30 protein-coding genes and 1 pseudogene are annotated in these 26,630 nt (G+C 38.0%); 5 read left to right on the forward strand and 26 right to left on the reverse strand.

Features of this window, described 5'->3' with window-relative positions:
• Window positions 1-378: 378 nt before the first annotated feature.
• The 3 genes from QZU77_RS05605 to QZU77_RS05615 form a co-directional block, all read right to left on the reverse strand.
• Window positions 379-1,161 carry an aldo/keto reductase gene (locus tag QZU77_RS05605; RefSeq protein ID WP_295601268.1) on the reverse strand — a complete coding sequence of 261 codons (783 nt, stop codon included), beginning with the start codon at window positions 1,159-1,161 and terminating at the stop codon, window positions 379-381.
• An 8-nt stretch (window positions 1,162-1,169) separates the two neighbouring features.
• Window positions 1,170-2,318 carry an aldo/keto reductase gene (locus QZU77_RS05610; RefSeq protein WP_295601271.1) on the reverse strand — a complete coding sequence of 383 codons (1,149 nt, stop codon included), beginning with the start codon at window positions 2,316-2,318 and terminating at the stop codon, window positions 1,170-1,172.
• A gap of 75 nt (window positions 2,319-2,393) precedes the next feature.
• Window positions 2,394-3,233 carry an aldo/keto reductase gene (locus QZU77_RS05615; RefSeq protein ID WP_295601274.1) on the reverse strand — a complete coding sequence of 280 codons (840 nt, stop codon included), beginning with the start codon at window positions 3,231-3,233 and terminating at the stop codon, window positions 2,394-2,396.
• Window positions 3,234-3,333: 100 nt separating this feature from the next.
• Here QZU77_RS05615 and QZU77_RS05620 point away from each other — a divergent pair, with 100 nt between their 5' ends.
• The 4 genes from QZU77_RS05620 to QZU77_RS05635 are packed head-to-tail and all read left to right on the forward strand — an operon-like array spanning window position 3,334 to window position 6,194.
• Window positions 3,334-4,485, forward strand: a complete 1,152-nt coding sequence (locus QZU77_RS05620) for an MFS transporter (RefSeq protein WP_295601277.1) — start codon at window positions 3,334-3,336, stop codon at window positions 4,483-4,485.
• 1 nt (window position 4,486) lies between these two features.
• Window positions 4,487-4,930 (forward strand): MarR family winged helix-turn-helix transcriptional regulator, encoded by a 444-nt coding sequence (locus tag QZU77_RS05625; RefSeq protein WP_295601280.1) that lies wholly within the window; start codon window positions 4,487-4,489, stop codon window positions 4,928-4,930.
• A gap of 6 nt (window positions 4,931-4,936) precedes the next feature.
• Window positions 4,937-5,959: a 7-cyano-7-deazaguanine synthase gene (locus tag QZU77_RS05630; protein WP_295601283.1), complete on the forward strand. Its 1,023-nt coding sequence runs from the start codon at window positions 4,937-4,939 to the stop codon at window positions 5,957-5,959.
• A gap of 52 nt (window positions 5,960-6,011) precedes the next feature.
• Window positions 6,012-6,194, forward strand: a complete 183-nt coding sequence (locus QZU77_RS05635; RefSeq protein WP_295601286.1) for a hypothetical protein — start codon at window positions 6,012-6,014, stop codon at window positions 6,192-6,194.
• 223 nt (window positions 6,195-6,417) lie between these two features.
• Here the strand turns inward: QZU77_RS05635 and QZU77_RS05640 are convergent, their stop codons facing one another.
• The 23 genes from QZU77_RS05640 to thsA form a co-directional block, all read right to left on the reverse strand.
• Window positions 6,418-6,879, reverse strand: a complete 462-nt coding sequence (locus QZU77_RS05640; protein ID WP_295601290.1) for a hypothetical protein — start codon at window positions 6,877-6,879, stop codon at window positions 6,418-6,420.
• A gap of 15 nt (window positions 6,880-6,894) precedes the next feature.
• Entirely contained in the window at window positions 6,895-8,316 is a 1,422-nt protein-coding gene (gene argH, locus QZU77_RS05645; RefSeq protein ID WP_295601293.1) for an argininosuccinate lyase, read from the reverse strand.
• 72 nt (window positions 8,317-8,388) lie between these two features.
• The gene (locus QZU77_RS05650) at window positions 8,389-8,541 is read right to left on the reverse strand and encodes a 30S ribosomal protein S27ae (RefSeq protein WP_067042875.1); all 153 of its coding nucleotides are present in this window, start codon (window positions 8,539-8,541) and stop codon (window positions 8,389-8,391) included.
• A gap of 10 nt (window positions 8,542-8,551) precedes the next feature.
• Complete coding sequence (locus tag QZU77_RS05655; protein ID WP_295601297.1) at window positions 8,552-8,869, reverse strand: 30S ribosomal protein S24e; 318 nt, start codon at window positions 8,867-8,869, stop codon at window positions 8,552-8,554.
• Window positions 8,870-8,882: 13 nt separating this feature from the next.
• On the reverse strand, window positions 8,883-9,392 hold the full coding sequence (locus tag QZU77_RS05660) for a GTP-dependent dephospho-CoA kinase family protein (RefSeq protein ID WP_295601300.1): 510 nt from the start codon (window positions 9,390-9,392) through the stop codon (window positions 8,883-8,885).
• A gap of 9 nt (window positions 9,393-9,401) precedes the next feature.
• Window positions 9,402-9,578, reverse strand: a complete 177-nt coding sequence (gene spt4 / locus QZU77_RS05665; protein ID WP_295601304.1) for a transcription elongation factor subunit Spt4 — start codon at window positions 9,576-9,578, stop codon at window positions 9,402-9,404.
• Window positions 9,575-10,159 (reverse strand): DNA-directed RNA polymerase, encoded by a 585-nt coding sequence (locus QZU77_RS05670; protein WP_295601307.1) that lies wholly within the window; start codon window positions 10,157-10,159, stop codon window positions 9,575-9,577. The genes spt4 and QZU77_RS05670 overlap by 4 nt, the downstream gene beginning before the upstream one ends.
• Before the next feature lie 35 nt (window positions 10,160-10,194).
• Window positions 10,195-10,587, reverse strand: coding sequence for a PIN domain-containing protein (locus QZU77_RS05675; protein WP_295601310.1), 393 nt, complete (start codon window positions 10,585-10,587; stop codon window positions 10,195-10,197).
• Window positions 10,588-10,595: 8 nt separating this feature from the next.
• Window positions 10,596-11,810, reverse strand: a complete 1,215-nt coding sequence (locus QZU77_RS05680) for a translation initiation factor IF-2 subunit gamma (protein ID WP_295601313.1) — start codon at window positions 11,808-11,810, stop codon at window positions 10,596-10,598.
• A gap of 62 nt (window positions 11,811-11,872) precedes the next feature.
• Window positions 11,873-12,256, reverse strand: a complete 384-nt coding sequence (locus QZU77_RS05685; protein WP_295601318.1) for a 30S ribosomal protein S6e — start codon at window positions 12,254-12,256, stop codon at window positions 11,873-11,875.
• A gap of 36 nt (window positions 12,257-12,292) precedes the next feature.
• Entirely contained in the window at window positions 12,293-14,083 is a 1,791-nt protein-coding gene (gene infB, locus QZU77_RS05690) for a translation initiation factor IF-2 (protein ID WP_295601321.1), read from the reverse strand.
• A gap of 32 nt (window positions 14,084-14,115) precedes the next feature.
• Window positions 14,116-14,568: a nucleoside-diphosphate kinase gene (ndk, locus tag QZU77_RS05695; RefSeq protein ID WP_295601324.1), complete on the reverse strand. Its 453-nt coding sequence runs from the start codon at window positions 14,566-14,568 to the stop codon at window positions 14,116-14,118.
• Complete coding sequence (locus QZU77_RS05700) at window positions 14,565-14,726, reverse strand: 50S ribosomal protein L24e (RefSeq protein ID WP_116669817.1); 162 nt, start codon at window positions 14,724-14,726, stop codon at window positions 14,565-14,567. The genes ndk and QZU77_RS05700 overlap by 4 nt, the downstream gene beginning before the upstream one ends.
• Before the next feature lie 14 nt (window positions 14,727-14,740).
• Window positions 14,741-14,947, reverse strand: coding sequence for a 30S ribosomal protein S28e (locus QZU77_RS05705; protein ID WP_042692817.1), 207 nt, complete (start codon window positions 14,945-14,947; stop codon window positions 14,741-14,743).
• Between the two features lie 34 nt (window positions 14,948-14,981).
• The gene (gene rpl7ae / locus QZU77_RS05710) at window positions 14,982-15,350 is read right to left on the reverse strand and encodes a 50S ribosomal protein L7Ae (protein WP_295601328.1); all 369 of its coding nucleotides are present in this window, start codon (window positions 15,348-15,350) and stop codon (window positions 14,982-14,984) included.
• A 447-nt stretch (window positions 15,351-15,797) separates the two neighbouring features.
• Window positions 15,798-15,998 carry a histone family protein gene (locus tag QZU77_RS05715; RefSeq protein ID WP_295601331.1) on the reverse strand — a complete coding sequence of 67 codons (201 nt, stop codon included), beginning with the start codon at window positions 15,996-15,998 and terminating at the stop codon, window positions 15,798-15,800.
• Between the two features lie 248 nt (window positions 15,999-16,246).
• Window positions 16,247-17,443, reverse strand: a complete 1,197-nt coding sequence (thrC, locus tag QZU77_RS05720; RefSeq protein WP_295601334.1) for a threonine synthase — start codon at window positions 17,441-17,443, stop codon at window positions 16,247-16,249.
• A 43-nt stretch (window positions 17,444-17,486) separates the two neighbouring features.
• Window positions 17,487-18,116: a stage II sporulation protein M gene (locus QZU77_RS05725; RefSeq protein ID WP_295601337.1), complete on the reverse strand. Its 630-nt coding sequence runs from the start codon at window positions 18,114-18,116 to the stop codon at window positions 17,487-17,489.
• Complete coding sequence (locus QZU77_RS05730; protein ID WP_295601340.1) at window positions 18,117-19,214, reverse strand: tryptophan--tRNA ligase; 1,098 nt, start codon at window positions 19,212-19,214, stop codon at window positions 18,117-18,119.
• Window positions 19,215-19,312: 98 nt separating this feature from the next.
• The gene (gene endA / locus QZU77_RS05735) at window positions 19,313-19,828 is read right to left on the reverse strand and encodes a tRNA-intron lyase (RefSeq protein WP_295601343.1); all 516 of its coding nucleotides are present in this window, start codon (window positions 19,826-19,828) and stop codon (window positions 19,313-19,315) included.
• A 92-nt stretch (window positions 19,829-19,920) separates the two neighbouring features.
• Window positions 19,921-20,634, reverse strand: a complete 714-nt coding sequence (locus QZU77_RS05740) for a metal-dependent transcriptional regulator (RefSeq protein ID WP_295601346.1) — start codon at window positions 20,632-20,634, stop codon at window positions 19,921-19,923.
• Window positions 20,635-20,784: 150 nt separating this feature from the next.
• Window positions 20,785-24,015: a transglutaminase domain-containing protein gene (locus tag QZU77_RS05745; protein ID WP_295601349.1), complete on the reverse strand. Its 3,231-nt coding sequence runs from the start codon at window positions 24,013-24,015 to the stop codon at window positions 20,785-20,787.
• A gap of 423 nt (window positions 24,016-24,438) precedes the next feature.
• Entirely contained in the window at window positions 24,439-26,097 is a 1,659-nt protein-coding gene (gene thsA, locus QZU77_RS05750; protein WP_295601353.1) for a thermosome subunit alpha, read from the reverse strand.
• Between the two features lie 118 nt (window positions 26,098-26,215).
• Here thsA and QZU77_RS05755 point away from each other — a divergent pair.
• Window positions 26,216-26,630: pseudogene (locus QZU77_RS05755) on the forward strand (hypothetical protein); the annotation flags it as partial.

Below are 26,630 nucleotides of genomic sequence, written 5' to 3' on the forward strand. Positions count from 1 at the left end.
AATTCTTATAAGTATGCTTGAGCCGTATGTCTTAAAAGGGACACGTACGGTTCTTAGAAGAGGGGAGACAAGTAATTGTCTCTTCTTATTCGACGTATTAATTTTCCAATATCAATATGAAAATCAAAAAGTATAGTGAATATAATAATCCCCCTAAATACCTTATAAAAAAAGCTTATTTTAAAAAATAACTAATTATATAGACAATTAACAAAAGTACACCCAACTTTTCGATTCATCCCCGACTTGCAGAAGTCGAGGTATTCTCGAATTTTAAAGATAAAATAATCAAAAAAATCATTAATTTAATTAAAATTTGATCTTATTGATTTTCGTAAATTCAACAATTTCAGAATCATTATGGTTGAAAAGCATGCTTTACCGTTTATCCAGACTCATGATTTCAAGCATGTCCCCATCATCCAATGCAAAATCAAAAACATCAATGTTTTCAGCCATCATATCCTTATCAGTGGATTTAAATAAAACCACAATACTTCGCTCTATCAGCCATCTCAACATGACCTGTGCGGAGGTCTTATTGTTCTTCTCTGCTATCCTGACCAATATCTCATTGTTGAAAATGTCATTATTTCCTTCAGCGAATGGTTCACATGCCTCCATCTGAACACCGTTTTTCTCCATGTTGGCCTGAGCAATATACTGTGCATTGAATGGATTGGCTTCAACCTGATTAACTGCAGGAATCACTTCACGGCCAAACAGGCATATGTCGGTTAACCTTTCGGGATTGAAGTTTGACACACCAATTGCCTTAACCAATCCCTCCCCGTACAAGTCCTCCAATGCCCTGTATGCACCGTAATAATCGGAGCATGGGCGGTGCAGCAATACGAGGTCAATATAATCCAGGCCTAATTTTTTTAGGGACTCTAAAACTGATGCTTTGCAGTTGTCATAGCCGTAGTTTCCTACACATACCTTTGTTGTGATGAACAAATCCTCGCGCGCAACTCCACATTCCCTGATTGCTTCGCCGACTTCACTTTCATTATCATAGGCTTGAGCAGTGTCAATCAGCCTGTAGCCCACATCAATGGCATCAATGACTGCCTGCTTGGTTTTTTCAGGAGGGATTTGATGCACTTCAAATCCCAATATCGGCATTTTAACGCCGTTGTTCAATATCAGGTATTGCATACTATCACTTAGAATCCAAACAGGTCCTGTGCGTCAAGCATCACATCAATTATATGAACGTTGAATGGGCATCTCGGTTCACAGTCCCCGCATGCAATGCAGTCTGTCGCATTGAATTTCAGGTTATTGTAATGTTCCTGGACGCTTGCAGGCACTTCATCATGGTTTTTGGCAAGGTCGAATAGCTTATTAACCATTGCAATGTCGATTTCAGATGTGCATGGCTGGCAATGTCCGCAGTATGTGCATTGTCCTTCGAATGAGTGTTTAGGAGCATTCTTTAAAACTTCAGCATAGTCCTTTTCTGCTTCGGTTGCAGTGCAGTATTTCAATGATTCCTCAAGCTCATCGACTGTTTTGACACCTACGAATATGCTGTTGACTCCTTTCTGCTCAAGGCAGTAGTGTATGCATTGAATCGGTGCCAATGCCACTCCGAAGGGTGAGGTCTCATCGGACAATAGGTTTCCACCTGCAAATCCTTTCATTACAGTCAGTGCTGTGCCGTTTTCCTCACATGTCTGGTAGAGTTCTGCCCTTTGAGGGTTCAATCCGAACATTGAATCGGTGTATGCGTCTTCCTTGCGGTATTCCTCGATGTCGTCCATTGCGCCGAACATGTCATAAGCAGGGTTTATTGAAAACATCAGCAATTCTATTTCAGGATTATTGGCCGCCAGAATTCCCACATCCGGGTTGTGTGTGCTCAGTCCGATGTGTGCTATGGTTCCCTCGTCCTTTAGCTTGCGGACGTATTCGATGAATTGTCCATTCATTATGTTTTCATAGTCTTCAATCTGGTCAACGTAGTGTATCATTCCGAAATCCAAAGTGTCCATCTGGAACCTTTCCATGAAGTCCTCGAATGCAGGTATCACCTTGTCCATGTCCCTTGTTCGGACGTATTGGTTGTTCTGCCAGGTTGATCCAATGTGTCCCTGTATCACCCAGTTTTCACGGTTGGGCTTGATTGCCCTTCCAAGGTGGGATCTTACGTCGGGTTCACTCATCCAGCAGTCTACAAAGTTTATTCCTGCTTTCTCGCATGCCTTGATTAATTCTTCAGTGTCTTCGTATGGCCTTTCCACTAGAAATTCAGCACCGAAAGCTATTTCTGATACTTTTATTCCAGTGTTGCCCAATTCACGATATTCCATAATACAATCTCCTCAGTATTATTTTGAAGTTGAAAATTAAAAAAGTTAATGGAAAAATGATGGCATATTCATTGCTTATACTCCGAATTGTGAGATTGACTCTACGAATTCGGGTGTGTCGATGTATGCTATTGGTTCACCTGTTTCCAGCTCTTTGATTTTTTCCATGTCCTCTTCACTCAGTTCAAAGTCGAACACGTCAAGGTTTTCCTGCATTCTTTCGGCTTTCAATGATTTTGGAAATACTATTATTCCCCTTTGAATGATCCATCTTATTATGACTTGCGCAACTGATTTGCCGTGTTTTTCACCTATTTCAGCCAATATCGGATTTTTGAATATTACATTTCTTCCTTCAGCTAGCGGACCCCATGATTCGATTAGGGTTTCGAATTTAGCATGGAAGTCTTCGGTTCCTTGCTGTTGGTAGAATGGGTTGATTTCTATTTGATTCACCATTGGCTTGATTTTATTGTGAAGTGCCATGTTTGTGAATCGGGTTTCGGTGAAGTTGCATACTCCAATCGCTTTTACTTTGCCTTGCTCGTATAGTTCCTCCATTGCCCTCCAGGTTCCGAATACGTCACCGATGTTTTGATGGATCAGGTATAGGTCAATGTAGTCGGTCTGCAATTTCTTCAGGGATTCCTCGCATGCCTTTTTGGTTTGCTCGTATCCGTGGTGTGAGTGCCATACCTTTGTGGTTATGAAGAATTCCTCACGGGGAATTCCACTTTCGGCTATTGCTTGGCCCACTCCTTCTTCATTGAAGTATGCTTGTGCAGTGTCGAAGTGCCTGTATCCTGCTTGTATTGCTTTTGCTACGGCTTGTTTTGTTTGTTGTGGAGGAATTTGAAATACTCCGAATCCTAATTGTGGGATTTCCACACCGTTTGATAGTTTTACATATTCCATAATTTCACCATAAGTTTTATATAATAATGAGTTGAATATGATAATATATAAATCTTTCCTTATGAAAGAGTTATCTTATGAAAGTATTTGGAGACTGATTATGAAAAATGAAAACCTGATAATATACATCATGATGCTCGGTACCTTCGGAGTTCTGAGCACAGAAATGGGAGTGGTTGGAATACTCCCTCAAATCGCACAGTACTTTAACGTTGACATCACCCAGGCAGGACTGTTCGTAAGCCTGTTCGCCCTGACAATAGCAATATGCGGAATATTCATGCCACTGGTGTTCTCAAAATTCGACAGAAAGAAAAGCTTCATATTGGTATTGGCAGTTTTTACAGTATTCTCAACCATTGGAGCATTCGTCACAGACTTCAACATCGCGCTGGTGTGCAGAATAATCCCTGCAGTATTCCACCCGATATACTGCGGACTCGCTCTTACAGTGGCTGCTGAGATAGTTGAGCCGGAAAAGGCGCAGGATGCAGTGAGCAAGGTCATCATGGGAGTTTCAGCAGGAATGATCATTGGAGTTCCGATAACAACATTCGTTGCAACCAATTTCGGTTACCAGTTCTCGATGCTGTGGTTCAGCCTAGTGACACTCGTCGCACTGATAGCCACAGTCATATTCTTCCCAAGCCTTCCGGGAAAAGAGCAGTCCTATGGAAAACAGGTGAAAGTGGCAACCACCGGAGTGTTCATAATATCAGTTCTTGGAGTGATATTCCTGAATGGGGGAATGTACACATCCTATTCATACATTTCTGAATTCCTGAACTCCATAACAAGCATATTCGGAACAGAATTGAGCATAGTCCTATTTATTTATGGTGTTGCATCAATAGTTGGAAACTGGCTTGGAGCAAAGCTTTTGAACTCAAGGACAAAATCAACATTATTGATTTTCCCAATCGCTTTTTCAATATTGATGATTGGAATGTTCGCATTCGGCGGCATGAAGATACCTGTGATAATCCTGATGGTGTTCTGGGGATTGCTTGCAGGCATAGGCAACGACATCGCACAATACTGGATGGTGTCAGCAGCCCCTGACGCTCCTGAGTTTGCAAACGGAATATTCCTAAGCATGGGAAATGTTGGAGTTACTCTGGGCACAACCGTTGCGGGAGCGGTTGTTGCGGGAATGGGCGTTCAGTATGTGATGCTTGCTGCCATTGTTGTCATGGCGGTTGACTTAATACTCTTATTTACAAGAACCGCCAAATATCATATTGAGGGTTAATATGACATTGCCAAACCAATTTAAAAAGGACAATATCGAAAACATCTTCATATACCATTACATTGAGGAAATGATTGCCAGCTACGGCAAGTACATTGACGAGGCATTTGATGATGAGGACATTACAAAAGCGGAACTTCCTTTTCTAATCAGAATACACTATAGCGACAGGACAACCCAAAAGGAATTGGTGGAACTATTCAAGGTCAGTGAAGGATACACCGCAAAGCTTTTAAGAAGATTTGAGGACAAGGGCTACATTACAAGACGGGAAGACCCGTCAAACAGGCGTAAGAAAATCGTTGAAATAACTGACAAGGGAGCCGAAAAAGCCGATGACCTAATCGGATTGGTTAATGGATGGGAGATGAATGTTACATCCAACATGACCTGTGAGGAGGTCAGGCTCCTTAAAAGTTTATTATTTAAGGTAGTTGAACCATAATTAATTATGATGTATACAAAAAAATTCATTCTGGATGAAGTCAACAGGATTCGCAGCGAAATCGGCCATGACAGTGTGAACATTTTCATTGATGAATTGCATTACAATGAAAACACCAATGAAATGTGGATTATTACTGAAGACCGTCCAGACAAGTCAGCCATTATCGGCAAGGGAGGTTGGGTTGTAGGCAAGCTCCGTGAAAAGCTGGGTCTTGAAAGCATACATGTGGAATCCTATGGAGATTTTCTCAACAAGGAATACAAGTTAAGACTGTCAAAAAAAACCATAAATAACCTTGATTTGAATATGGTCGGTTTGGAAAATCTTGGAAAAACCATTGACTATAAGCTGGACAACATTTACAGTTTCAACTTCGATGATTATTTCGCCGGGCATGAGTTCAGCGAGTCTCCAGATACTGAAGCTGTTGTTGCACTGTCAGGCGGTGTTGACAGCAGCTTTTCTCTTATTTTAGCTAAAAAATTGGGTTTCAATCCGGTGGCCGTTACGGTTGATCCGGGAACCATCATTCTGCCAAAGCAGTTCAAGCAGAACATCAAGCTGGTTACCGAATCCCTTAACGTTTCCCATGAATACATCGATGCGGACTACAGCGAGGTCATCTCAGAGTCCTTCACGGGCAATGTTCATCCTTGCGGAAGATGCTCCAAAAACACCGGCAACCTTGTTAAGCAGTATGCGAAAGATAATGAAATACCTATAATTGTCTTTGGTGATATGCTTGCAACCGGCAGCCAATGCATAAATATGCAAGAGGATTCATTATATCGATTGAACCTACCGGCAAGTTTAAGTGTCGGCAAGCAAGAGATAAAATCCTTAATCCGAAACTATGATTTAATGACATTCAAAGGCTTCGGCTGTCCGCTTTTGTATGAGGTGCACAGGAAGTTCCCCCACATGAAGAAATTCTCGATACAGAGGATACTCAGGGAGACCCGTTCAGGCGCACTTGAGCCGGGCGAGGCCCTTGATTTGATTTGGAGTTTCTACAAGACAAAATAGTAACCGGACGGAAACATTAATTTTAATAAATAGTTGTTAACAATTAATTATTATGATGCACAAAATCTGTCCCAGATGCGGTTCCAGAAATGTGAAATGGATCATCCCTCAAAACTGGTCCCAATGGGTCTGCTATGACTGCGACTACACAGGACCCATCATTGAAGGCAATCAGGAATTGGCTGATGAAATCCATGAAAATTACGTGGAATCCAAAAAAGAAGAATCAGAATAGTTGAAAAATTAGTTTTATAATGATTGTTGTGATAGGGATATGAATAGAGCTGAGCTTTACTTATTGAATTCATTGAGGAACAATTTAATAAGTTTCTATAAATATCCCATTACACAACATTCATGCTTCAGTAATCGAATGATTACATCCACAAATAATATTTTGTTAAAAATAGTATATAAAGTTTAGGTACACCTAAACATTTTTTTGAAGATAAAAAAAATTATTGAATCGAATCAATAATGTCATTAACCGGACTGACATGATCACTCAATTCATCATCATGAACCGGAAAAGTATAAATCACCATATATGATGAAGAATCAACATCAAATGTGTAAAAAGAGAAATAAGACTCATTCTTAACAAAATTCTGCTGATTGACACTCAAATTATTGGCTGAAGTATAATTCTCCTCAGACAAGAAGCTGAATCCTGAAGCCTGGCGGGAATGCTTTTCGACAATAGCGTCAGAAGAGTTGGTTAAAACAATACTGATGGTGTAATTGCTTGACAGGTTATTCTTTAAAACACATGAATCATCAGTAGTCTTATCCACAGAATAATTGCCCGGAACATCAAATGAGATATCTGAAACCTTCACCTGCTCTGCAAAAATAACGGAAGTGCCTGCTGTTAAAATGAAAACAACAAGCAATCCTAAAATCCATTTATTGAGATTCATCCAAAATTCCTCAAATTATATACCATGTTTTTCGAATTCCTCATTCAGGAAATTCTTAATGTTTCCACGAGCAATCTCAACCATTTCAGGCGCAGGGCCGCCAGGAACGGCTCTTATGCGAACGTTTTCACGAGGATTCAAAGCCCTTTGAATCAGGGCGTCCTCAAGGTTCAGCTCATCAAAGCCCAATTCAACTGCAATGTCATCAATGAACTTGGAAGTGATGTCCTCTTCAGCCATATCGCTTGCAGTGGCCTCATTGACTATTCTTCCGACAATCTTGTGAGCTGTCCTGAACGGAATATGCTTTTCACGAACCATAATGTCCGCCAAATCAGTGGCGGTTGCGAAATTCTTGCCTGCAAGCTCAGCACATCTGTCAACCTTGAACTCAACTGACAACATCATCTTTGTCACGATGGACAATGTGTCCTGAGTCACCTGAACCGCATTCCATAAGTGAGGAGTGATTTCCTGCAAGTCCCTGTTATAAGTATATGGAATTGCCTTGAGGATTGTTAAAATGGTCATTAGCTCACCAGTGGCAATGCTTGTCTTACCACGGGCAAGTTCAGCCACGTCAGGGTTTTTCTTCTGAGGCATGATGGAAGAGGTTGATGAGTACTCGTCAGCCATTTCAATAACCCCAAACTCATAAGTGCTCCATAACACCAGCTCCTCGCAAATCTTAGCGAGAGTGGATGACAAGGCCACCAGGTCGAATACAGTCTCAGAGATGAAATCCCTTGCTGAAACACCATCCATTGAATTTTCAAGATAAGCGTCAAAGCCCAATAAGTCAGTGGTCAATTGCCTGTTGATTGGAAAACTTGTTGTTGCCATTGCCGCAGAACCCAATGGGTTCAGGTTAACACGCTTATATGTATCTCCCAAACGTTCATAATCCCTTTTAAGAGCCTGCACATGAGCCATCAGGTGATGCGCTATTGTGATTGGCTGTGCATGCTGCAAGTGAGTGAAACCTATGAAAACATCTTCCAAATGCTCGCCAGCCATTTCATTTAACCCTTCAATGAATTCCAAAATGCCAATCTGGATTTCTTCAATCATTTCACGCAAAACCAACCTTACATCACATGCAACTTGATCATTACGGGACTTTGCAGTGTGCATAAAACCCGCTTCAGGCCCGATTTTAGAAGTTACATAATTTTCAATAGCCATATGAACATCTTCAACAGAAGCATCGAACTTCAATGCTTCAAAACCTTCTTCTTTAAGACTATCAAGAGCGCATAAAATCTTGTCGGCAATTTCAGCATCAACAATGCCCTCATGCTTCAGCATGGAAGTGTGTGCAAAATTGGTTTTGATATCCGCTTCAAAAAGAAACTTGTCAGCGTCAAAAGATGAAGTGTACTCTGCCGCTTCATCAGTCATTCCAGTCTTAAAACGACCATTTCTAATATTATCCAAAAAAATCCCTTCTAAAAAATAATTAAAAACGTAAAAATAATAAAAAAAAGTAAAATAAAAGATTTAAAAATCTTATTTTTTCATTTCAGTGTATCCGCATTTACCACAAGCAACCCTGTCACCATGGTCAGCCATGAATACACCTTCGCCACAACGAGGACAAATTTGGTTTTTCCTTACAATTTTGTCTCCATCTACTTCGTATAAATCAGATTTTCTAACCATTCAAATCACCTTATTCTTCTGCTTCAGCTTCTTCTTCAGGAGCTTCTTCAGGTTCTTCATTTTTAGCAATTACATGTTTAGTTTCAATGTATTTTAAGTCATCTACGGTAGCGTAAACTTTAGCATAACCTAATGCTTTTGGTTCACCGTAGTGAGGTTGAACATTGTCAACTACAATTAAATCTTTTTTAGTGTTTAATAAAGCAACTAATTTAGATTTAATGTCTAATACTTTAGGAGTTGCTTCTCCATCATAATCAACATAAAATTTGATTTCCTTTCTGTTAAATAATTTATTTTCTTTTTCTTCAATAAATTCGATTTCCATGATAAAACCTCATTTAATTTATTTCAATAAATCCGTCAATAAGCTTTTGAGCTTTATTTTTTAAATCACGAGCTTTTAAAACTACTAATCCTTCGTTAGGTTGACCATATAGGATTGTGGTTTCAGGATTTGCCATTAAGATGCAAGGAAGAACAGCAAGATCTTCTTCCCCTGCCACTTCAATTACATAACATTCGCCAGTGTTAGATAATTCAAGAGCTTGGCCTATGGTTTCCCATAGATCATCTGTGAGAAATCCCGCAGGATTATCAGTTTTCAAAATGTGATCTGCTCGAATAACATCATGAGTATGATTTTTTCTTTGAATTAAATTATCAATTATACCAATATTAGGATATAATTCATATTTTGTAAGATTTGCAAAAGTTGCATCACCGACAGAAATTAAAAACTCGGAAGACCTGATTTCATCAATAGCATCTTCAAAGTCAGGATATAATTTGCCTAAAGGTTCCTTTAAATCTTTAATTAAATCCTTGTTTTCTGTATCTAACTGTAACACAATTACACCTTATCTTACTCTTAAACAATATTCGCCTGGAATTTCAATATTCAATTCCTTGGCCACTCTAGACTCTTCCGGGTCAGTTATAATTAAAAGACCACTCCAATTGTCTGAAGTTGGATTTCCGCAGTTAGGACAGTGATCTTTACTTGAAATCATTTTACAAACTGTACATGCCTTCATGCTTTACCCTTCTTACTTTTTTGTTTAGCTTCTTCAATCCATTCGAATCTGCCCAAATTGGTTTGTCTCATAGTAAGAGGTATCTTGGAGTTCCTACTATTTTCAATATTGTTGGTAGATTCGTCTTTAATTGAAACGCTGACAGCTCTGGCTCTAACTAAATCTCCTACATCTAAAGTTTTATTAGATTCCTTAGCAAGCAATGCTCCTCTTTTAGCATCATAATTGATATAATCATCAGTCACTTGAGAAACATGTATTAAACCGTCCATAGGTCCGATTCTTACAAAAGCACCATAATCAACAATATCAATTACTTCACCATCAAAGATTTCATGTTGTTCTGGTTTAAAGAAAATTGCTTCGAACACTACATTATGGTATGATGCACCATCTCCCATAATGAGTCTTCCTTCACTAATTTCGTTTATTGCATTAACGCAAATAAGTAAACCAAGTTTTTTGTCTAAACGACCTTCATAAGTTTCGTTTAAAGTCTGAATGGCAACTTCTTCGAGAGGATTTTCAAATCTGTAAGGTGGAATTCTTACAATATCCTTAATAGTTGTTTTATAATACAAAATAATCCCTCATTCTTTAATAAGTTTAATTAATATTATATTTTACCTTCAACAGCAATATATTTTTTTTGCCTTAAATAGACAACAGTTATACCTTTATTTTTTGCACGATTTTTTAAATCAATATCGTTTGTAGCTAAAACTTCTGAAACTCTAAGTAACGCATCATCCACAGTTTCGTTTTCCAGTAATGAAATATCCTTTATTTCAACTTTTGAAGAATTAGCTAATTTTAAGGCCAAATTCGCATTCAACCTTGTTTTTCCTTTATTATTTCTTTTCAAACCCTTCAATTCATTGATAACAAAGCTTGGAGTAGTTAATTTATAAGAAGGTAATGTGTTTTCAAGTTCAGTGATTACATCAACATTGAACTGAAAAGGAACCATAAAAAAATTGGTATCGATCACAACTTCTTTAGAGTCCATATTTACCTCTATTTAATAATACCATATCCAATTAATCTCCAACGAGCGCCGACTCTACGACTTAAAGCAACCCTATCGCCCGGACTTGCACAAACAGGCAATTTAAGAGCAACATCAACATTATCCTTTTTAGCGGAAGTGACAACACCGATAGTGGTTGTGGTGCCACAGTTAATCATCAATGGCTCTTTGATTTTAATTGGAGCTACTTCACGTTCTTCCTTGGTACCTACTACACGGTCAAGCAGGTTAGCTTCCATTGAGAAACTGTCCAATACGTCAGGCAAAGTGCCTTCCTCACCGGCAACAGTTCCGGATAATGAGTCTGATTTAGTTAAAGACGGATCTAATTTTGTTGCAATACCAACAAGACCGCCCGGACCTATCTCTTCAACCTGCTCACCATTGGCTTCAAGACCTATGATTTCTGATTTCAGGGTGACCCTCTTACCGTTATTGGTTGGGCCTGGCCTGATTTCAATGGTGTCGCCGAGTTTGAATGTACCTTGAACTAATGTACCGCCAATAACTCCGCCCTTGATTTTGTCTGCGCCAGAACCTGGCTTATTGATATCGAATGACCTTGCAACATGCATCAGTGCGGTATCATCGACATTCCTTTCAGGCGGTTGGATTTGTTTGAGCATAGCTTCAATTAGGATATCTACGTTAGCACCCTGTTGAGCAGATACTGGTATTATCAATGCATCTTCTGCACAAGTACCCTTAACAAATTCCTTGATTTCATTATAACTTTCAATAGCTCTTTCTTTTGAAACAATATCAATTTTATTTTGAACTACAATAACATCCTTAACACCGATTACATCGAGTGCCATGAGATGCTCTTTAGTTTGTGGTTGTGGACAAGACTCATTTGCAGCAATTACAAGCACTGCACCATCCATAATTGCAGCGCCAGATAACATAGTTGCCATAAGAGTTTCGTGACCTGGAGCATCAACAAAAGATACTTTTCTGATTAATTCAGTTTCACTTCCACAGTTTTCACATTTTTCAGAGGTAGTGTAACATTCAGGCTCATCACATTCAGGACATTTTCTAAATTCAATGTCGGCATAACCTAAACGGATTGAAATACCCCTTTTTGTTTCTTCACTGTGAGTATCAGTCCATACACCTGATAATGCTTTAGTAAGAGTAGTCTTACCATGGTCTACATGACCAACCAAACCTATGTTAACATCTGACTGTACGTTCACAGATAACCACCTTTTTTAATAATTTTAATTCAACATAAAAGTTAATGAGAAAAATAGTAGAACTATTCTTCCTCTTCTTCATCAGCACCAAGAATATCAGCTATTGATTTACTGCCAGCTTGAGTAACTACAGTGTTGATTTGTACGATATCATCAGCAATAGTGTTTCCTCTAACTGTTTTTCTTCTTTTAACACCATCAGCTTTAGGATGGTAACCAGTACCACCAGTTAATAAACTTTTGATTCTTCTAGTACCTGAAACATCTTTTTTCATAGTGAAACCGTTTTTGTCACTACCACCAGTGATTTTTAAAGTGTAACCGTCTAAACCAACAATTGCACCATCAAATTCATCACCGATAACTAATCCATTAAGGGAATTAGCTTCATCGACTTCCACTTGATAAGTTTCAGCTTTTTGAGACACAACAACTTTGAATGCCATGGTATTCCTCCTTAAATTTTTATCATAATAATTTTATTATTCAAAAAGACCAAATTTACCCCAATCTGGATCTTGTTTACGCTTAATTTCCACAAACTCGTATAGAGTTTCAAATTCATCTTCGGTTAGTTTGTCCTTAAATTCTCTTTCGATGAACTTGTAATGTTTTTCAGGGATATCAATGTATAACTCATCCCCTTCATCGAAATGTTTTCCAACAATAGCATCCTTAATGGCCATAGCAACCCTTTGACCTCTAGGGATGGAAGGCAATGTTTCACCTTTATCTTCCATACTGGCTATTACACCGACGTATTCTCCATTTTTATTTATTAGAGTTTGTCCTTGTTTAACGGTACCGCTTAGGGATTCAATACCTATAATAGCCGGTTTGCTTTGACGGAACACTAACTTAGGCAATGACATGAATTTTGCAGGTTTTATAATAGCATCATAGAACGCTTTTTTCTTAGCTTGTTCGATTTCATCAATCCATGCTTCATAATCTTCAATTATCTGGTAGATTACATCGCCCTTGAACAGCTTAACATCTGAGTTTTCCAAATCCTCTTGAGAATTTTGATTGACGTTTACATTAAATGCTATGATTGCACCGTGTGCATCATTCTCATTTAAGGCAATTGATGAATTAATTATATCTCTACGATTAACATCACCGATATCTGCTTCGCGAATAGGAATTTCCAATTCCCTGAGCAATTTGACGATAGCTTCAAGAGAACCTAATGTATCTGCTTTAACTAAAATACCCTCATCCTCAGTACTAATGGTAATGTCTTCGATTTCCTTCAATATTTCCTCTTCCACGTTCTCATCATCATTCAAGACTCTGAGAGGAGAACCTGAAACGACATCATCTAAATTAGGAGCAGCTATCTTAATACCTGCAGCTGCAACAACCTCATCGAATTTCTGGAATTTCTTTTTAGAATCCCTCATTTCCTCTAGCGGAAGCGGCCTTAGAATAGACCTTATTTTAGTTGTTAAAACCTCATTTGAAGAGGTCATCAAAGCGATTTCATCATTAGTTCGCAAAACACCATCATAAATAATACTATCAATAGTGAGACCTAATCCAACTTCCTCTTTAATCTCCAATACTGTACCTTTAGCCGGAGCGTCTTCATTAATTTCCAGCTGCTCGGTGAGATATTCCTGAGCAAGCCCCAAAAGCATTGCCAAAACTTCAATGATTCCTTCACCTGACCTGGCACTAATTGGAATAATACTGATCTGTGAAGCGAAGTTACTGATCCTGTCAAATCTTTCTGACTGGAAACCCTCCTTATAGAGTGTGCCTACAATCTCATAGATTTTAGTGTCCAACTCCTGCTGTACACTTTGAGCCTGCTGATTGAAAGATTCCTTGAAGGATGCTCCCTCATGGGTTTCCCAACCAAACAGCATGTCAATCTTGTTGGCCACCACTATGAATGGGGTCTTGTACATCTTAAGAATGTTCAATGCTTCAAAAGTTTGCGGTTTAAAACCGTCATTAATGTCTACGATTAAAACAGCTAAGTCAGCTAACGCCCCACCACGTTTCCTTAAGCTAGTGAAAGCTGCGTGACCTGGGGTGTCAATGAAGAATAAACCTGGAATTAAATCTTTGATAGTTAATCTTGCAATGAAGTTCCCACAGATTTCTTCAATGGTATCATTAGGAATTTCTGTAGCTCCAATATGTTGGGTAATACCACCGGCTTCCTTATCAGCAATAGTGCTGCCTCTGATATAATCTAGTAAAGTGGTTTTTCCATGGTCTACATGTCCTAAAACTGACACAATCGGGGATCTGATTTTCATAATATCTTCTTTAATAATAAATATTTCTAAGTTTATTCATAAATTAAATCATTATCTACAATTTGATAATCACAAATTTCATCTTCATCAAAGAAAAGAGCAATTTCTCTTTCTGCAGACTCAGGAGCATCTGAAGCATGAATAATGTTTCTACCGGTATCCATACCAAAGTCTCCTCTAATAGTTCCAAGATCTGCTTCTAAAGGATTGGTTGCACCAACTAATTTCCTGATAGTTGTGATTGCTTCTTCTCCTTCAATTACCATAGCGAGGGATGGTGAAGAAGTAATGTATTCAACTAAACTTGGGAAAAATGGTTTTTCAGCGTGTTCCCCATAATGAGTTTTTGCTAAATCTTCATCAATTTGAATTAATTTACAAGCAACGATTTGAAGACCTTTTTCTTCAAAACGAGATAATATTTTACCCATAAGACGTCTTTGAACAGCGTCTGGTTTCATCATTACAAAACTTTTTTGAATCATTCTTTAACCCATTTAACTTTTCTTGGAACTCTTCCGAGTTTAATCATATTTTTTTCGCATTTGCTGCTACAAAAGAAATAAATTGAACCGTCTCTTTTGACGTACATTTTTCCTGTACCTTCTTCTATTTCTTTATTACAGAATGAACAAGTTCTCATGCTTTTACACCTTCTTAAGGAGTTCTAATTTCCTTAGCTTCTCTGATTGTATCAAGTAACATTAAGATGTCGCCTTCTCTTACAGGACCCATAATGTTTCTTGTTAAAATTCTTCCTTTATCTCTACCATCGAGGATTCTGCATTTGATTTGCATTACCTCACCAGTCATACCAGTTCTTTTTAAGACTTCAATGACTTCAGCAGGAGTTCCTTCTTCCATTTAAATCACCGTAAAAATCCTTAAAAGAATTTATCTATTCTTTTAATTCAGCAACTTTTTCTACGATTTCAGTTACAGCAGCTTCAGCGTCACCAGCATCAACAATACATGCGGAAGCGGTACCAACAGTTAAACCAGCAGCTACGCCCACTTGTTCTTTGGTTGGTAAGTATACGTAAGGAATTTCTTTTTCATCAGCTAATACAGGAATGTGTGCAACGATTTCAGCAGGATCTACATCTTCTGCGATTACAACTAATGCTGCGTCTCCTCTTTCGATGAATTTGGTTACTTCGTTGGTTCCTTTTGCTACTTTACCTGTAGCTTGTGCGGTTTCTAATGCTTCTTCAGCTTGTTTAGCTAATTCTTCTGGTGTGTCAAATTTTACATAAATGTTTGCCATAAAATATACCTCCTTTTTCATCTGGCTATGCCATCCATCGGCATATATTATAATCCACATTGAATCATAATATTATTTAATTACGACTATTCTAATTACCCGAATTACTTTATAGAGTAATCTAATAGCCTTTAATAATACTAATTCTTGAATAATTCATATATCACTAAATATAATCCCGAGAAAAAAATAAGAGGGATTAGACTTTCAATACAAATACTTCTGAATTTCAATAATTTTTAGCAAAACTAAAAATAAAAATTTAGTAATTAATGAAATAATTCTAGAGAACTAGACAATAATAAATTGGTTAGCATAGTATATAAAGGTTTGTAAAAATTGGTTAAAATTAGATGGTTTTAGGGTTAAAAAAAAGTTATTAAAAAAAAAAATTGTAAAAGTGATAGTAAAATTAATTACTATCCCAAAAAATGATCCTCAACAAATCTATTTGATTGCTAATTTAACATCTTCTGCTTTTACAGTTTTTCTACCAGCGTGGCGAGCAAATCCGACAGCTTTTTGAGCGATTGCGATTCCGTAATCTTCGATTGCTTCGGTTAATGCAACTTTTGCATCATCACTTACTCTTTGTGCACCAGCATTTTTTAAGATTCTGCCTACAGGAGCAATTGGTAATTCACTCATATTTATACACCTCATTTAAATTTGTTAATAATAGTTTTAATTTGCTTATATATAAATCTATTGGTAATGAGTGGTTAATTTTTGATAAATTCACCATAACTTACCATGATATTTTAACATAAATAGTGACTTGAATATATCTTAAAATGTTTTTCACAAATGACTTAAAACAAAAAAAGTGTAACTAATTTTTGAATATAAAAGAATTAAAAGGAAAAATAAAAAGAATAAGAGATTTAAAGGAAATTTTATTTGTTCATCAAAATCTCTCTTAATGTATCTATATCCGCATCCACCTCAGTAGGTTTGGTGCATGCATCAATGGCAGTGTTAGGATCTTTAAGCAAGTGTCCTGTAACCACACAAGTGATTGTTTCACCCTTATCAACAACACCCTCATCAACAAGTTTTTTAAGACCTGCAATGGATGCTGCTGAAGCAGGTTCAACACCGATACCCTCAGTTCTTGCAAGCAATTTCTGTGCATCGAGGATTTCCTCATCGGTCACTGTTTCAGAATAACCATTGGAATCATAGATTGCATTCAATGCCTTGATGTCGCTGACTGGAGCTCCAATACGTATTGCTGTTGCAATGGTTTCAGGATTCTCTACTGGCACAACACGCTTATCGCCTTTTCTGAATGCATTTGTAACCGGACATGCGCCTTCCGCTTGAATACCTGTCATCATCGGCAAGTCCTTAATGAATCCTGCGTCGTAAAATTCTTTCACTCCTTTCCAGATTGCTGAAATGTTACCCGCATTTCCAACCGGCAAAATGATCCTGTCCGGCGCTTGCCAACCGAGGTCACGGACGATTTCATAACCGATTGTTTTTTGTCCTTCCAATCTGTAAGGGTTGATTGAGTTTAATAGGTAAAGATGTTTTTCCAATGCAAGAGCAGTCATCGCTTCAAGTGCCTCGTCAAAATTACCGTTGATGGACATTACTTCAGCACCATGGAACATTGCCTGAGCGAGCTTGCCCAATGCCACCTTACCTGAAGGCAAGAATACGATGCAGCGAAGACCTGCACGTGCTGCATATGCTGAAAGTGATGCGGAAGTGTTTCCTGTTGAAGCACATCCCACTGTGCTTACGCCCAATTCCATTGCTTTGGTCATTCCAACTGTCATTCCCCTGTCCTTAAAACTTCCTGTTGGGTTTGATCCTTCCACTTTAACGTATAGGTTCACTCCAAGCTCGTCACCAAGCTTGTCGCATTTGCAGAATGGGGTTCCCCCTTCATCAAGGGAAACGATTTTGGTTTCATCTACTGGAATGCATTCCTTGAATTTCCATAAATTGTCTTTTCTACCATCAAAAATGTCTTTTGAAACATCTATTTCATTAACGAGTTCAAGCACAGATCCACATTTTTCGCAAGTGTAGATTACTTCATCATCGTCATATTCTTCTCCACATGAAACACATCTTATCATAAAAAATCACATATATATTTTTTTAATTAGTTTTATTTAAAATTTAACTTGAAATTGAAAGTATGAAATTCGCTATCGGAAGTGTCAGGTAAACCTCAAAAATTCCCGCAATTATCATTAAAACGGTAGCGACAAGCAACAGCATGATTGACTGTTTGAGCTTATCGAAGTTTTCAACATATGACTCGTACAACTGATTTGAAAGAGACCCCTCATCGTTTCTTGCAAATGCCTTCAGGAAGCGGTAAAGGAATTTGAAAAGCACAAATCCTGATGCGCAGGCTATTATGCATGATGAAAACTCGAAAATCCCATGGGGTATAAGCAGCAGCAAGGTTTTGAACATGTCATTGCTGTTGACCGCTACAAAATACCCTACAAAGAATCCGTTGAATGCCAGAATCAATGCTGAAAAGCAGCACAAAAGCCCGAATATGAACATGAAAAACACTATCCGGATATTGTTTGAGAATATGCTGTGGAATGTCAGCTTAATGTTTCCGGTTTCCACCTGCTTTGAGAGGTTCTCAACAACGGGGTTCAAATAGGCATGCAGGTTAGGTTCAAGCACATATCCTAAAATTAGGGAAATGAGAAGAATGGCCATTGATATGCAAATAGCCATTTTGTTTTCGCTGAATGCTGATCTTATTTCCTTTTTAAAATCCAACATCTATATCAAAGTCTTTGCGATTTCTGCCGCTTCAACCTGTTTTTCATGAAGGTCATCCATGAACTCTTCCATCAGCTCGGCGGTTCTCATCTTGCAGTCGCCGCAGCGCAGGGTTCCGTTCAGGCAGTCCTGTCTGATTTTTGCAAGTTCCTCATCATCGTCGATGAAATGGTACAGCAGCATTTCATAGATTACGCACTTATCAACTTCTCCGCCCAGCTCCTCTTGTTCTTTTAGGGTTTCTCTTCCTCCGGTCTTGGCGGATTTAACTTTTTTGACTGCGCTTTTGGTGTCGTCATTGAGATATATTGCTGTTGCAGGTTTAGAGCTGCTCATCTTGTCTCCTGTAAGGCCTGTGAGGAACCTGTGGTATGTTGAGGCAGGCTGGAGGAATCCTGTTTCCTCATGGAGCCTGTGTGCAATGTCCCTTGTGAGCCTGATGTGAGGGTCCTGGTCGATTCCAACGGGAACAACTACCTTTTTCGGTCCTCCGAATTCCTCGATTTGCGGCAGCAGAATGTCTGCCACCTGCATCAATGGTGCTTGAACGTGGGCGATGTTTGTTGAGTTTTCAAATCCGTAGATGGCTCTTAGCTGGCTGAAGTTGGTTTTGTTTGCAGCCTTGAATGCCAATGTCTGCAATTGCTTATTCTGTGACTGGAGATAAACGTTTACGTTATCATTTTCAAGGTCAAGCCCAAGGGCTATCCAGTTTGTCAGGTATTCGTTTACTGCGATTTCACGGCCCTTCTCAAAGCTCATGCCTCTTGCGGCGTATGCCTCGAGGTCCGCTATGGGAAGGGACAGCATTGCGCCCATGTCCTGGTACCATTTCAATTGGTCGACAACCATCTTGTGGCCAATGTGCATTTGTCCACTTGGCATCATGCCTGACACGACTGCAAAGTCATCATTTTTATTGATTAACTTGTTAATTTCATTGAATTCCCTGTGACCGAATATTACTCCCCTTTTCATTAATAATTGAGGGTTTTTAACATCACTTATTATGTCTGAAAGTTTACCTATGCCGAACTGATTTACTAATTTGTCATAATCTAGGCTGAATGATGCCCATGGATCGATTAAATCTGCCATATTTTCACCAACAATAACATTAAATTAATTTTTTGATTGATAATTCTTAATAATAATTATGAAAGTTCTTAAAATATAAATGATTTCTTTAATTTAAACTATGGTCTTGTCCATTCGATATTGTAGTAGGTTATGTCGAAATCCTCATCCACGATGGCCAGCAGAAGCTTCTTGTTGACACCATGGGAAACACGCACATAACTTGCAAAGTCCAGTGCATTGATGTTGTAGTTTTCAAAAATGATCTTAACCAGGTAATCTGAGTGGCCCTGGCCGGGACCGCCTCCACGATCATACAATCTGAACTCGGAACCGTATTTAAAGCCTGTCTTGATTACAAAGCCACGGTCCTTCAAGTCCCTGTAGACAACATACTTGCCATAGACGTCCTGCTGCTTTAAAAGGTCGATCAAATACCCTACACTGCATTCAACATCATCCTCATATATATTCAAACGACCCTTTTCCTGCAGGTAGCAAGCCTCAATCAATGACAAATGCAAAAAATCAGCCTCAATTTTACCGAATTTGCTTTTTTCATGCAATGCTATTGGCCTTTTGCTTCCTTCCTCTATCTTTATAGAAACAATACCATTAGATAAATTTCCACGCATTAAAACACCCTAAAAAGAAATAAATTTATATTTAATGCTTATAATTTTGAATTAAATATTATATAAAAGTTATGAAAAAAAGAAATGTGAGTTTAAACCCTAATGAAAATATTATTGGCCATTTCACTTGGAATGTTAAACTCATTATCGTCAATGCATACAAGATAATGATTGCCCACGCGGTTTTCATTATACTCATACTTTAGATGTTGTCCGACCCGTATGCCCTCATTGGAGATTTCATCCAGAAGGTCTGTGTTTCCACGTATGAATGAAATTGTGCCTTCAGTATTGGAATTCAACTCGGAAATGGACAATAAATTGAATTTCCTGTTGATGACCTGGTCAAAGTCCTTTTGTGAAAAACATTGTTGGCAACTTTCAAAATCGAAATCACATGCAGGAATAACATTTTCATCAGGACATAAGTCCGGATGATGCATCATTGTGCACAATGCCCTTTCAGCCTCATCTGACAATGTGTGTTCCATTTCACAAGCCTGTTCATGAACATTTTCCTCCTTGACCTTCAGGATATCCAATAGGAACTTTTCAAGTATCCTGTGTTTTCTTGTGATTTTTTGAGCGATTTTCATACCCTCATCAGTCAATGTTGCCCCCTTATAAGGAGTGTATACTATATAACCTAAGTCTTCAAGCTTTTTAAGCATTTGAGTTACGCTTCCCGGCGCTATTCCTAAATCATTTGATAGTTGTGTTGTTGAAACCTGTTCTCCGTTGCTTCCGTTGCGGTAGAGAACTTCCAAGTATTCCTCAATATTTTCGCTTATTTTACCCTCAGCCATGAAAGTCACCTTATATTTTTTGTATTTATTAAATATTTATAAGAAAGAGTATAAAAAAGTTTTGATTAACCTAAATAATATCAGTAAAAATGTGAAAAAAATATGAAAAAAAGTTTTAGAAAAAAAATAAAAAAGGAAAAAGGCATTTAATTAGAAGTCAATTTGAGCATAAATACCCTTCAAACTAAATGACTTGGTATTCCAATTAGATACTGATCCCAAAGAGTTTTTGGAACTTGTTGCATCGGCAACATACCATTGATTGCCAATTAACACCTGAGTCCATACGTGACCGTATGTGCTTCCGCTTGAGAATGTACATGTTCCATGAACATATCTTGCTTCAAGACCGGCTGTTCTAAACATTGCAACCAATAAATGTGAATGGTCAACACAGTTACCCTTCTTAGCACTTAAAGTGCCTGTAGCACCATACTTGGTACTGTAATAGAAACTGTATGATAAGGTATCCCTTACATAATTGAATATTGCTTTAGCCTTAGCATAATCACTAGTCAATCCCTTAGTTACGGAATTCACGATTGACTTGATAGCAGATGCGCCAACTTGACAGTTGGTTGTAGCCTTAAGGTATTTTGCCAAACTGGTTTCAGTACATTTCTCATTCAATCCGGAACCTGATCCTGTAGTTGAACCGGAGCTGGATGAACCGTAGCTGATAGTCACATAACTCGGTAGTCTCTTATTGGTCTTATAGAATGCCAGTATACGTGAAAATGAATCAACAAGTTCTGAGTAAATGATCTTACCCACATCTGATGAAGCATAATTCGGAGCCTTCTTATTGGTTTTAATGTAGTTTGCAACATTTTGAGCAACCTTAACGAAAGTCTCCAAGTTCTTTGAATCTATATTGTCTCCAGTTGGAGAACTAGGAGCGGACACTCCACTAATAACAGTAATGTCTTTTGTATTGGAATTACCTAATTGATAAATAGCCTGACTCATCAGATAGAAGAATTCGGCTAAAGTGAATGTATACCCACCTGCAGTAACAGTATTAGGCAACCTTTTATTAGTTTCATAGAAATTCTTCAAGTTATTTGCTCCGGTAAGTACATTGCTGATTGAAATTGTCTTGGCAGCTGCAGATGAGGATTCTGCACTGTCAAAGTTAACATCATTTGATATTCCGTACCTGAACAACACTACACCGTCAGCTCCACTTTTTATTGCAGATGCAATATCGGTTGCAAGATCGGATGAAGATAATTTGGTTGTATCGTCATCGGAATTGTATGTTTGAATACCTACCCAAACGTCAGCTCCCTTGGAATTGTCAACATACCATTGTGCTGTTGATGTAATCCAATCGGTGCCTTTGCCGTAATTGCCCTTGTAAACCATTGGAATGACAACATCCATGTATTGGCTTAAGGTCGCATAGTCCTGACCGTAATAATGCTCGCTGCTTGTAGTTTCAGGCATCAGTGCACATGATAAAACAAGATTTTTGTTGATTGCATCAACTGCTGTTTTAACCTGCTTTACAAATGAGTTGATGGCTTCAGTACCGCCAGTGTTCTTATATGCAGCGTTGTCGCCTGAACCTGAATATCTCAGGTAATCAAGGTGAATTCCTGAAAGGCCACTGATTGCAGCATATTTTTTGATCTCATTTATCTTGGTTGTGAAATGTGCAGTGTTCTCCTTGCCGTTTTTAACTGGATTTACCCATCCGGTATCGCCAGAGTAGAAAGCTTGAACCCACATGTGAACATCAATACCGACATCGTTAGCACTGTTAATCCAGGTTTCAACACCGGATTTACCGTATAATTCATAGGCCTTGAAGTTCAAAAGAACGTCAGTCACTCCTTTTGATGCTAAAGTCTTCAGGTTGACACTTTTCATGTCAGATCCATAAAGCCAGTATGCATTATGCTTGGTTAGTGTCTTTTCCTTGATTGTCACTGAAGTTGAACCTGATTTAGCATTGAGTTTGGAATCCTTAGCCACAGAGTAGGAAATAGTGTGCTTACCTATAACCAAGTCAATAGGAAGTGATGCTATACCATTGCTGTTAGTGGTTTTAGTGTATGTTTTTCCTTCCACACTGAATGTGACGGCCTTGCTTGCAATAGGCACGCTACCTGATGTCACTCCCACCTTGAAAGTGTTACTTTTACCGTATGTGAAAGTGGTTCCACTTTTAACTGTTAATTTAACAGTTTTTGACGGGTAGATTGTCACTTTGCTTGAAGCGCTGGAAGCCTTGTAATATGCAGTTCCGGCGAACTTGTATTTAACGGTGTATACTCCTGCCTTGAGACTTGGCAATTTGAGTGAAGCAATACCCTTGCTGTTGGTCTTTTTGGAGTATGTTTTACCTTTTACGGTGAACTTGACAACCTTTCCTTTGCCCGGCGCATAACCTAAGCTGTTCAATAGTTTAACTTTAATTGTTTTTGAGTCACTTTTAAGGAAAGTGTATTTATTAGTTACTAATTTGGAAGATACTTTCTTATATACTTTAATCTTATTGGTTTTGCTTAAACCGTCAGTATTATATGAAATTATCTTGTAAGTACCTTTTTTAAGTTTTTTTAATGATAATTTAGCCACACCATTCTTATCGGTTTTAACCTTATATGTCTTACCCTTTAGCTTGAACTTAATTGTCTTTTTAGCTAAAACCTTACCATTACTCTTATAGAATTTAGCACTGAATTTTCTACCGTCAGTGTAAACCTTAGACACATCACTTGCAGTAATGGTGGTTAAAATCTTGAATGTAGTGGTTAACTTATAACCAGTTACTGGGTTTTCTGAAATGACCTTGTAGGTTCCTGGTTTCAGATTAATCCCTAAAGAAGCTACTCCCTTAGCGTTAGTTGTTTTAGTATATGACTTGCCGTTTACGGTTATCTTGACTTTAGCGTTTGCTAATACTTTACCGCTTGCATCCAGGAATGTGGCGATGTAAGGAGTGGTTCCTTTATAATATTTAGTAATTGATTTTGCTTGAACAGTTTTTGATATGTCTATTGTTGAAGAAACATTACTATCTGCACCTACAACATCCTGCTGGGATGCGGATACAGTAGCAATCCCATTATTGCTGCTCAATGAATCATTACCTTCCGTGTTAGTTGATAAAGTATTTGAATCTTCAGATTCTAAAACTTCTTCACTTGATAGAGAAACTTTAGATGGATCATTATCAACATTTGAATCACTAGATACAGAACTCAGTGATATATCAGCAGTATTCTCCATTGGGACTGATACATCTTGGGTATCATCTACTAAGTTAGTAGCATATGAATCTGTAACATTTACTTCACTTGCTGAAACAGCACTAGCAGACAAGACTACTGCAAAAACTATCAGCAATGTGAGTAATATTTGTTTGTTCAAAATATTTTACCTCCATAACAATTTTTTAAAACATCCATGAGACTGTCTAATCTCACTTCAACATTATTTATTACAAATATCTTATATAAACCTTTTTATTTACCAAATCCAATTAAATGAGTTTAATTTTTAAAAATAAGGTTGAAACTTTATGAAAATAAACAATAAAGTGCAATTATAGTTAAATTAATCTATAAAACGATATTATGATATGAAATAAATTTTTAAGTTACATTATTTTACTAAAATTAAAACAGTAATGTTAAAGCTTATTAGATAAAATAACATATAATTAAAAACTGTATTAATTAAAAACATTGATTAAAGTTTATTTAGAATAAAAAACAACTTGTTTAATAATGCATATTAAAAAATAAGGAAGAAAAATAAAAAAAAAGAATAATGTAAAATATTCTATTGATTTTACATCATTGGTGGCATTCCACCCATGCCGCCCATACCACCTGCACCAGGCATTGGAGGCATGCCGCTAGCATCATTTCCAGACTCATCAGGTCCGGTGGAATTGAGTGCATTTCTTGCTGCTATCATGTCGTCAATACGCAAGATCATTTCAGCAGCTTCGCCGGCTGATTGGAGAGCTTGGATTTTAACTCTTAAAGGTTCGATAACTCCAGCATCCTTCATGTCAACTACCTTACCTTCAAATACGTTGATTCCGATGAATGGGGAGTCTTCGTGAGCTGCTTTCAGGTCTGCAATCAGGTTGATGGTGTCTAAACCTGCATTTTCGATTAAGGTTCTTGGAATTACTTCCAATGCTTCAGCGTATTTTAAGATTGCTAATTGTTCTCTTCCGCTTACTGATTCGCCGTATTCCCTTAACTGTTTGACCAAATCGATTTCACAAGCTCCTCCACCGATGAGCACTTTGCCTTCTTCAATGGTTGCTGCAACAACACCTAATGCGTCGTCGAGTGCTCTTGCGATTTGTTCTGTAACATAACGGGTACTTCCCCTTAAAACGATTGATGAAGCTTTAGGGTTTTCACATTCCTCGATTAATGTTAATTCATGGTCGAATATTTTATCAAGGTATACGTGACCTGCTTTTCCCAGCTTTTCTTCGGATAAATCTTCAATGTCACTTACGAGTTTAGCTCCAGTGGCTTTTGAGATTCTGTCAATGTCTGATTTTTTAACACGTTTGAAAGCCATGATTCCTGCTTTTTTAAGGTAGTGTTCTGCCATGTCGTCAATGCCTTTTTGACAGAATAGCACGTTGGCTCCAGAGTCAACAACCTTGTTGACCATTTCCTTGATCATGTCCTCTTCCTGTTTGAGGAACAGCTCGAATTGGTCTGGGCTGGTTATGTCGATTTTTGCATCTGTGTTGGTGTTCTTCAATTCGATTGGGTATTTCATTATAGCTATTTTTGCATCTTCAACATCCTTAGGCATGTTCTTGGATACAGGTGCCTTGTCGATGATGATTCCTTCAGCTAAAAATGAGTCTTCCACTGAGTCTCCGGAGACTCTTTGGATGTTGATGTTGTCAATGTCGGATTTCCCATCCTCTTCGATTCTTAATGCTGCCTTGACAACTAAATCTGCTAAGTGTTCTTTTGCATAGTCTGATCCTTTACCACTCATTGCAGTTACTGCAACTTTCTTAAGGGTTTCTTCATCATCAGCGTCGATTGCGATTTCTTTTAATAATTCGACTGCTTTTGCAGTGGCGTTTCTGAATCCTTTTACGACAACGGATGTAGCGATTCCATCATCCAATAATTCTTCAGCCTTAGCCAATAATTCACCAGCTATAACAACAACGGAGGTGGTTCCGTCTCCAACGATTTCCTCTTGTTTTTTAGCTGTTTCAACGAGCATTCTTGCTGCCGGTTGGTTGATTTCCATTTCTCTCATGATGGTTGCACCGTCATTGGTTACGGTAACGTCACCTAATGAGCTTGTTAACATTTTGTCCATTCCTTTAGGACCTAATGTGGTTCTTACGATTCCTGCCAATACTTTAGCGGCAGTGATATTCATTCTTAAAGCATCTCTTTTTGAATATCTTTCGGTTCCTTCTGGAAGGATAAATATTGGTTGATTTGCCATTTCATAATCACCTATAAATTTTTTAAATAAGTATATAAAACTAAATTTTTATACATATATAAATAGGTAAGAGGTAATATAAAAACATTACCAATTAAACTAACTTTAGGTGTGTTAATTGTACGAAGAGATTATTAATAAAATTAAATCCAATCTGGGGGAAAATCCTGATTTGAACCGCCAGTACCTTTCATCACAAATCGAGGTCTACAAGGACCATCCGTATAACAAGGAAATAATCAAGGAGATTTCCCGCATGATGTGGGATTGCCTGAGCGATGAGGAAAAGCGGGAATTCATTGAAGTGTCCGAAAGGGAAAACCCAGTGATGGATATTCTAAACGACATTTACTATGACATTGAGAACGGGAATTATGAAAAGCCCCTTGAGAAACTGGATAAGTTCATGGAAACTTTCCCTGAAATGTTTGAGGATGACAAGGTGAGCGAATACCATTACTTCACCAACCCCCTTGAGGAGCTGATTTTCAGGAAATATGTTGGATTGAAAAAGGAATTGAGATACATTCCAG

It is taken from the genome of uncultured Methanobrevibacter sp. (genome assembly GCF_902774605.1).
GTDB lineage: Archaea > Methanobacteriota > Methanobacteria > Methanobacteriales > Methanobacteriaceae > Methanocatella.

Bases quoted from the DNA above. Each gene is read 5' to 3' on its own strand.
- QZU77_RS05605 (WP_295601268.1), bottom strand. From the start codon at position 1,161: ATGCAATACCTGATATTGAACAACGGCGTTAAAATGCCGATATTGGGA.
- QZU77_RS05610 (WP_295601271.1), bottom strand. From the start codon at position 2,318: ATGGAATATCGTGAATTGGGCAACACTGGAATAAAAGTATCAGAAATA.
- QZU77_RS05615 (WP_295601274.1), bottom strand. From the start codon at position 3,233: ATGGAATATGTAAAACTATCAAACGGTGTGGAAATCCCACAATTAGGA.
- QZU77_RS05620 (WP_295601277.1), top strand. From the start codon at position 3,334: ATGAAAAATGAAAACCTGATAATATACATCATGATGCTCGGTACCTTC.
- QZU77_RS05625 (WP_295601280.1), top strand. From the start codon at position 4,487: ATGACATTGCCAAACCAATTTAAAAAGGACAATATCGAAAACATCTTC.
- QZU77_RS05630 (WP_295601283.1), top strand. From the start codon at position 4,937: ATGATGTATACAAAAAAATTCATTCTGGATGAAGTCAACAGGATTCGC.
- QZU77_RS05635 (WP_295601286.1), top strand. From the start codon at position 6,012: ATGATGCACAAAATCTGTCCCAGATGCGGTTCCAGAAATGTGAAATGG.
- QZU77_RS05640 (WP_295601290.1), bottom strand. From the start codon at position 6,879: ATGAATCTCAATAAATGGATTTTAGGATTGCTTGTTGTTTTCATTTTA.
- QZU77_RS05650 (WP_067042875.1), bottom strand. From the start codon at position 8,541: ATGGTTAGAAAATCTGATTTATACGAAGTAGATGGAGACAAAATTGTA.
- QZU77_RS05655 (WP_295601297.1), bottom strand. From the start codon at position 8,869: ATGGAAATCGAATTTATTGAAGAAAAAGAAAATAAATTATTTAACAGA.
- spt4 (WP_295601304.1), bottom strand. From the start codon at position 9,578: ATGAAGGCATGTACAGTTTGTAAAATGATTTCAAGTAAAGATCACTGT.
- QZU77_RS05675 (WP_295601310.1), bottom strand. From the start codon at position 10,587: ATGGACTCTAAAGAAGTTGTGATCGATACCAATTTTTTTATGGTTCCT.
- QZU77_RS05685 (WP_295601318.1), bottom strand. From the start codon at position 12,256: ATGGCATTCAAAGTTGTTGTGTCTCAAAAAGCTGAAACTTATCAAGTG.
- infB (WP_295601321.1), bottom strand. From the start codon at position 14,083: ATGAAAATCAGATCCCCGATTGTGTCAGTTTTAGGACATGTAGACCAT.
- ndk (WP_295601324.1), bottom strand. From the start codon at position 14,568: ATGATTCAAAAAAGTTTTGTAATGATGAAACCAGACGCTGTTCAAAGA.
- QZU77_RS05700 (WP_116669817.1), bottom strand. From the start codon at position 14,726: ATGAGAACTTGTTCATTCTGTAATAAAGAAATAGAAGAAGGTACAGGA.
- QZU77_RS05705 (WP_042692817.1), bottom strand. From the start codon at position 14,947: ATGGAAGAAGGAACTCCTGCTGAAGTCATTGAAGTCTTAAAAAGAACT.
- rpl7ae (WP_295601328.1), bottom strand. From the start codon at position 15,350: ATGGCAAACATTTATGTAAAATTTGACACACCAGAAGAATTAGCTAAA.
- QZU77_RS05715 (WP_295601331.1), bottom strand. From the start codon at position 15,998: ATGAGTGAATTACCAATTGCTCCTGTAGGCAGAATCTTAAAAAATGCT.
- thrC (WP_295601334.1), bottom strand. From the start codon at position 17,443: ATGATAAGATGTGTTTCATGTGGAGAAGAATATGACGATGATGAAGTA.
- QZU77_RS05725 (WP_295601337.1), bottom strand. From the start codon at position 18,116: ATGTTGGATTTTAAAAAGGAAATAAGATCAGCATTCAGCGAAAACAAA.
- QZU77_RS05730 (WP_295601340.1), bottom strand. From the start codon at position 19,214: ATGGCAGATTTAATCGATCCATGGGCATCATTCAGCCTAGATTATGAC.
- endA (WP_295601343.1), bottom strand. From the start codon at position 19,828: ATGCGTGGAAATTTATCTAATGGTATTGTTTCTATAAAGATAGAGGAA.
- QZU77_RS05740 (WP_295601346.1), bottom strand. From the start codon at position 20,634: ATGGCTGAGGGTAAAATAAGCGAAAATATTGAGGAATACTTGGAAGTT.
- thsA (WP_295601353.1), bottom strand. From the start codon at position 26,097: ATGGCAAATCAACCAATATTTATCCTTCCAGAAGGAACCGAAAGATAT.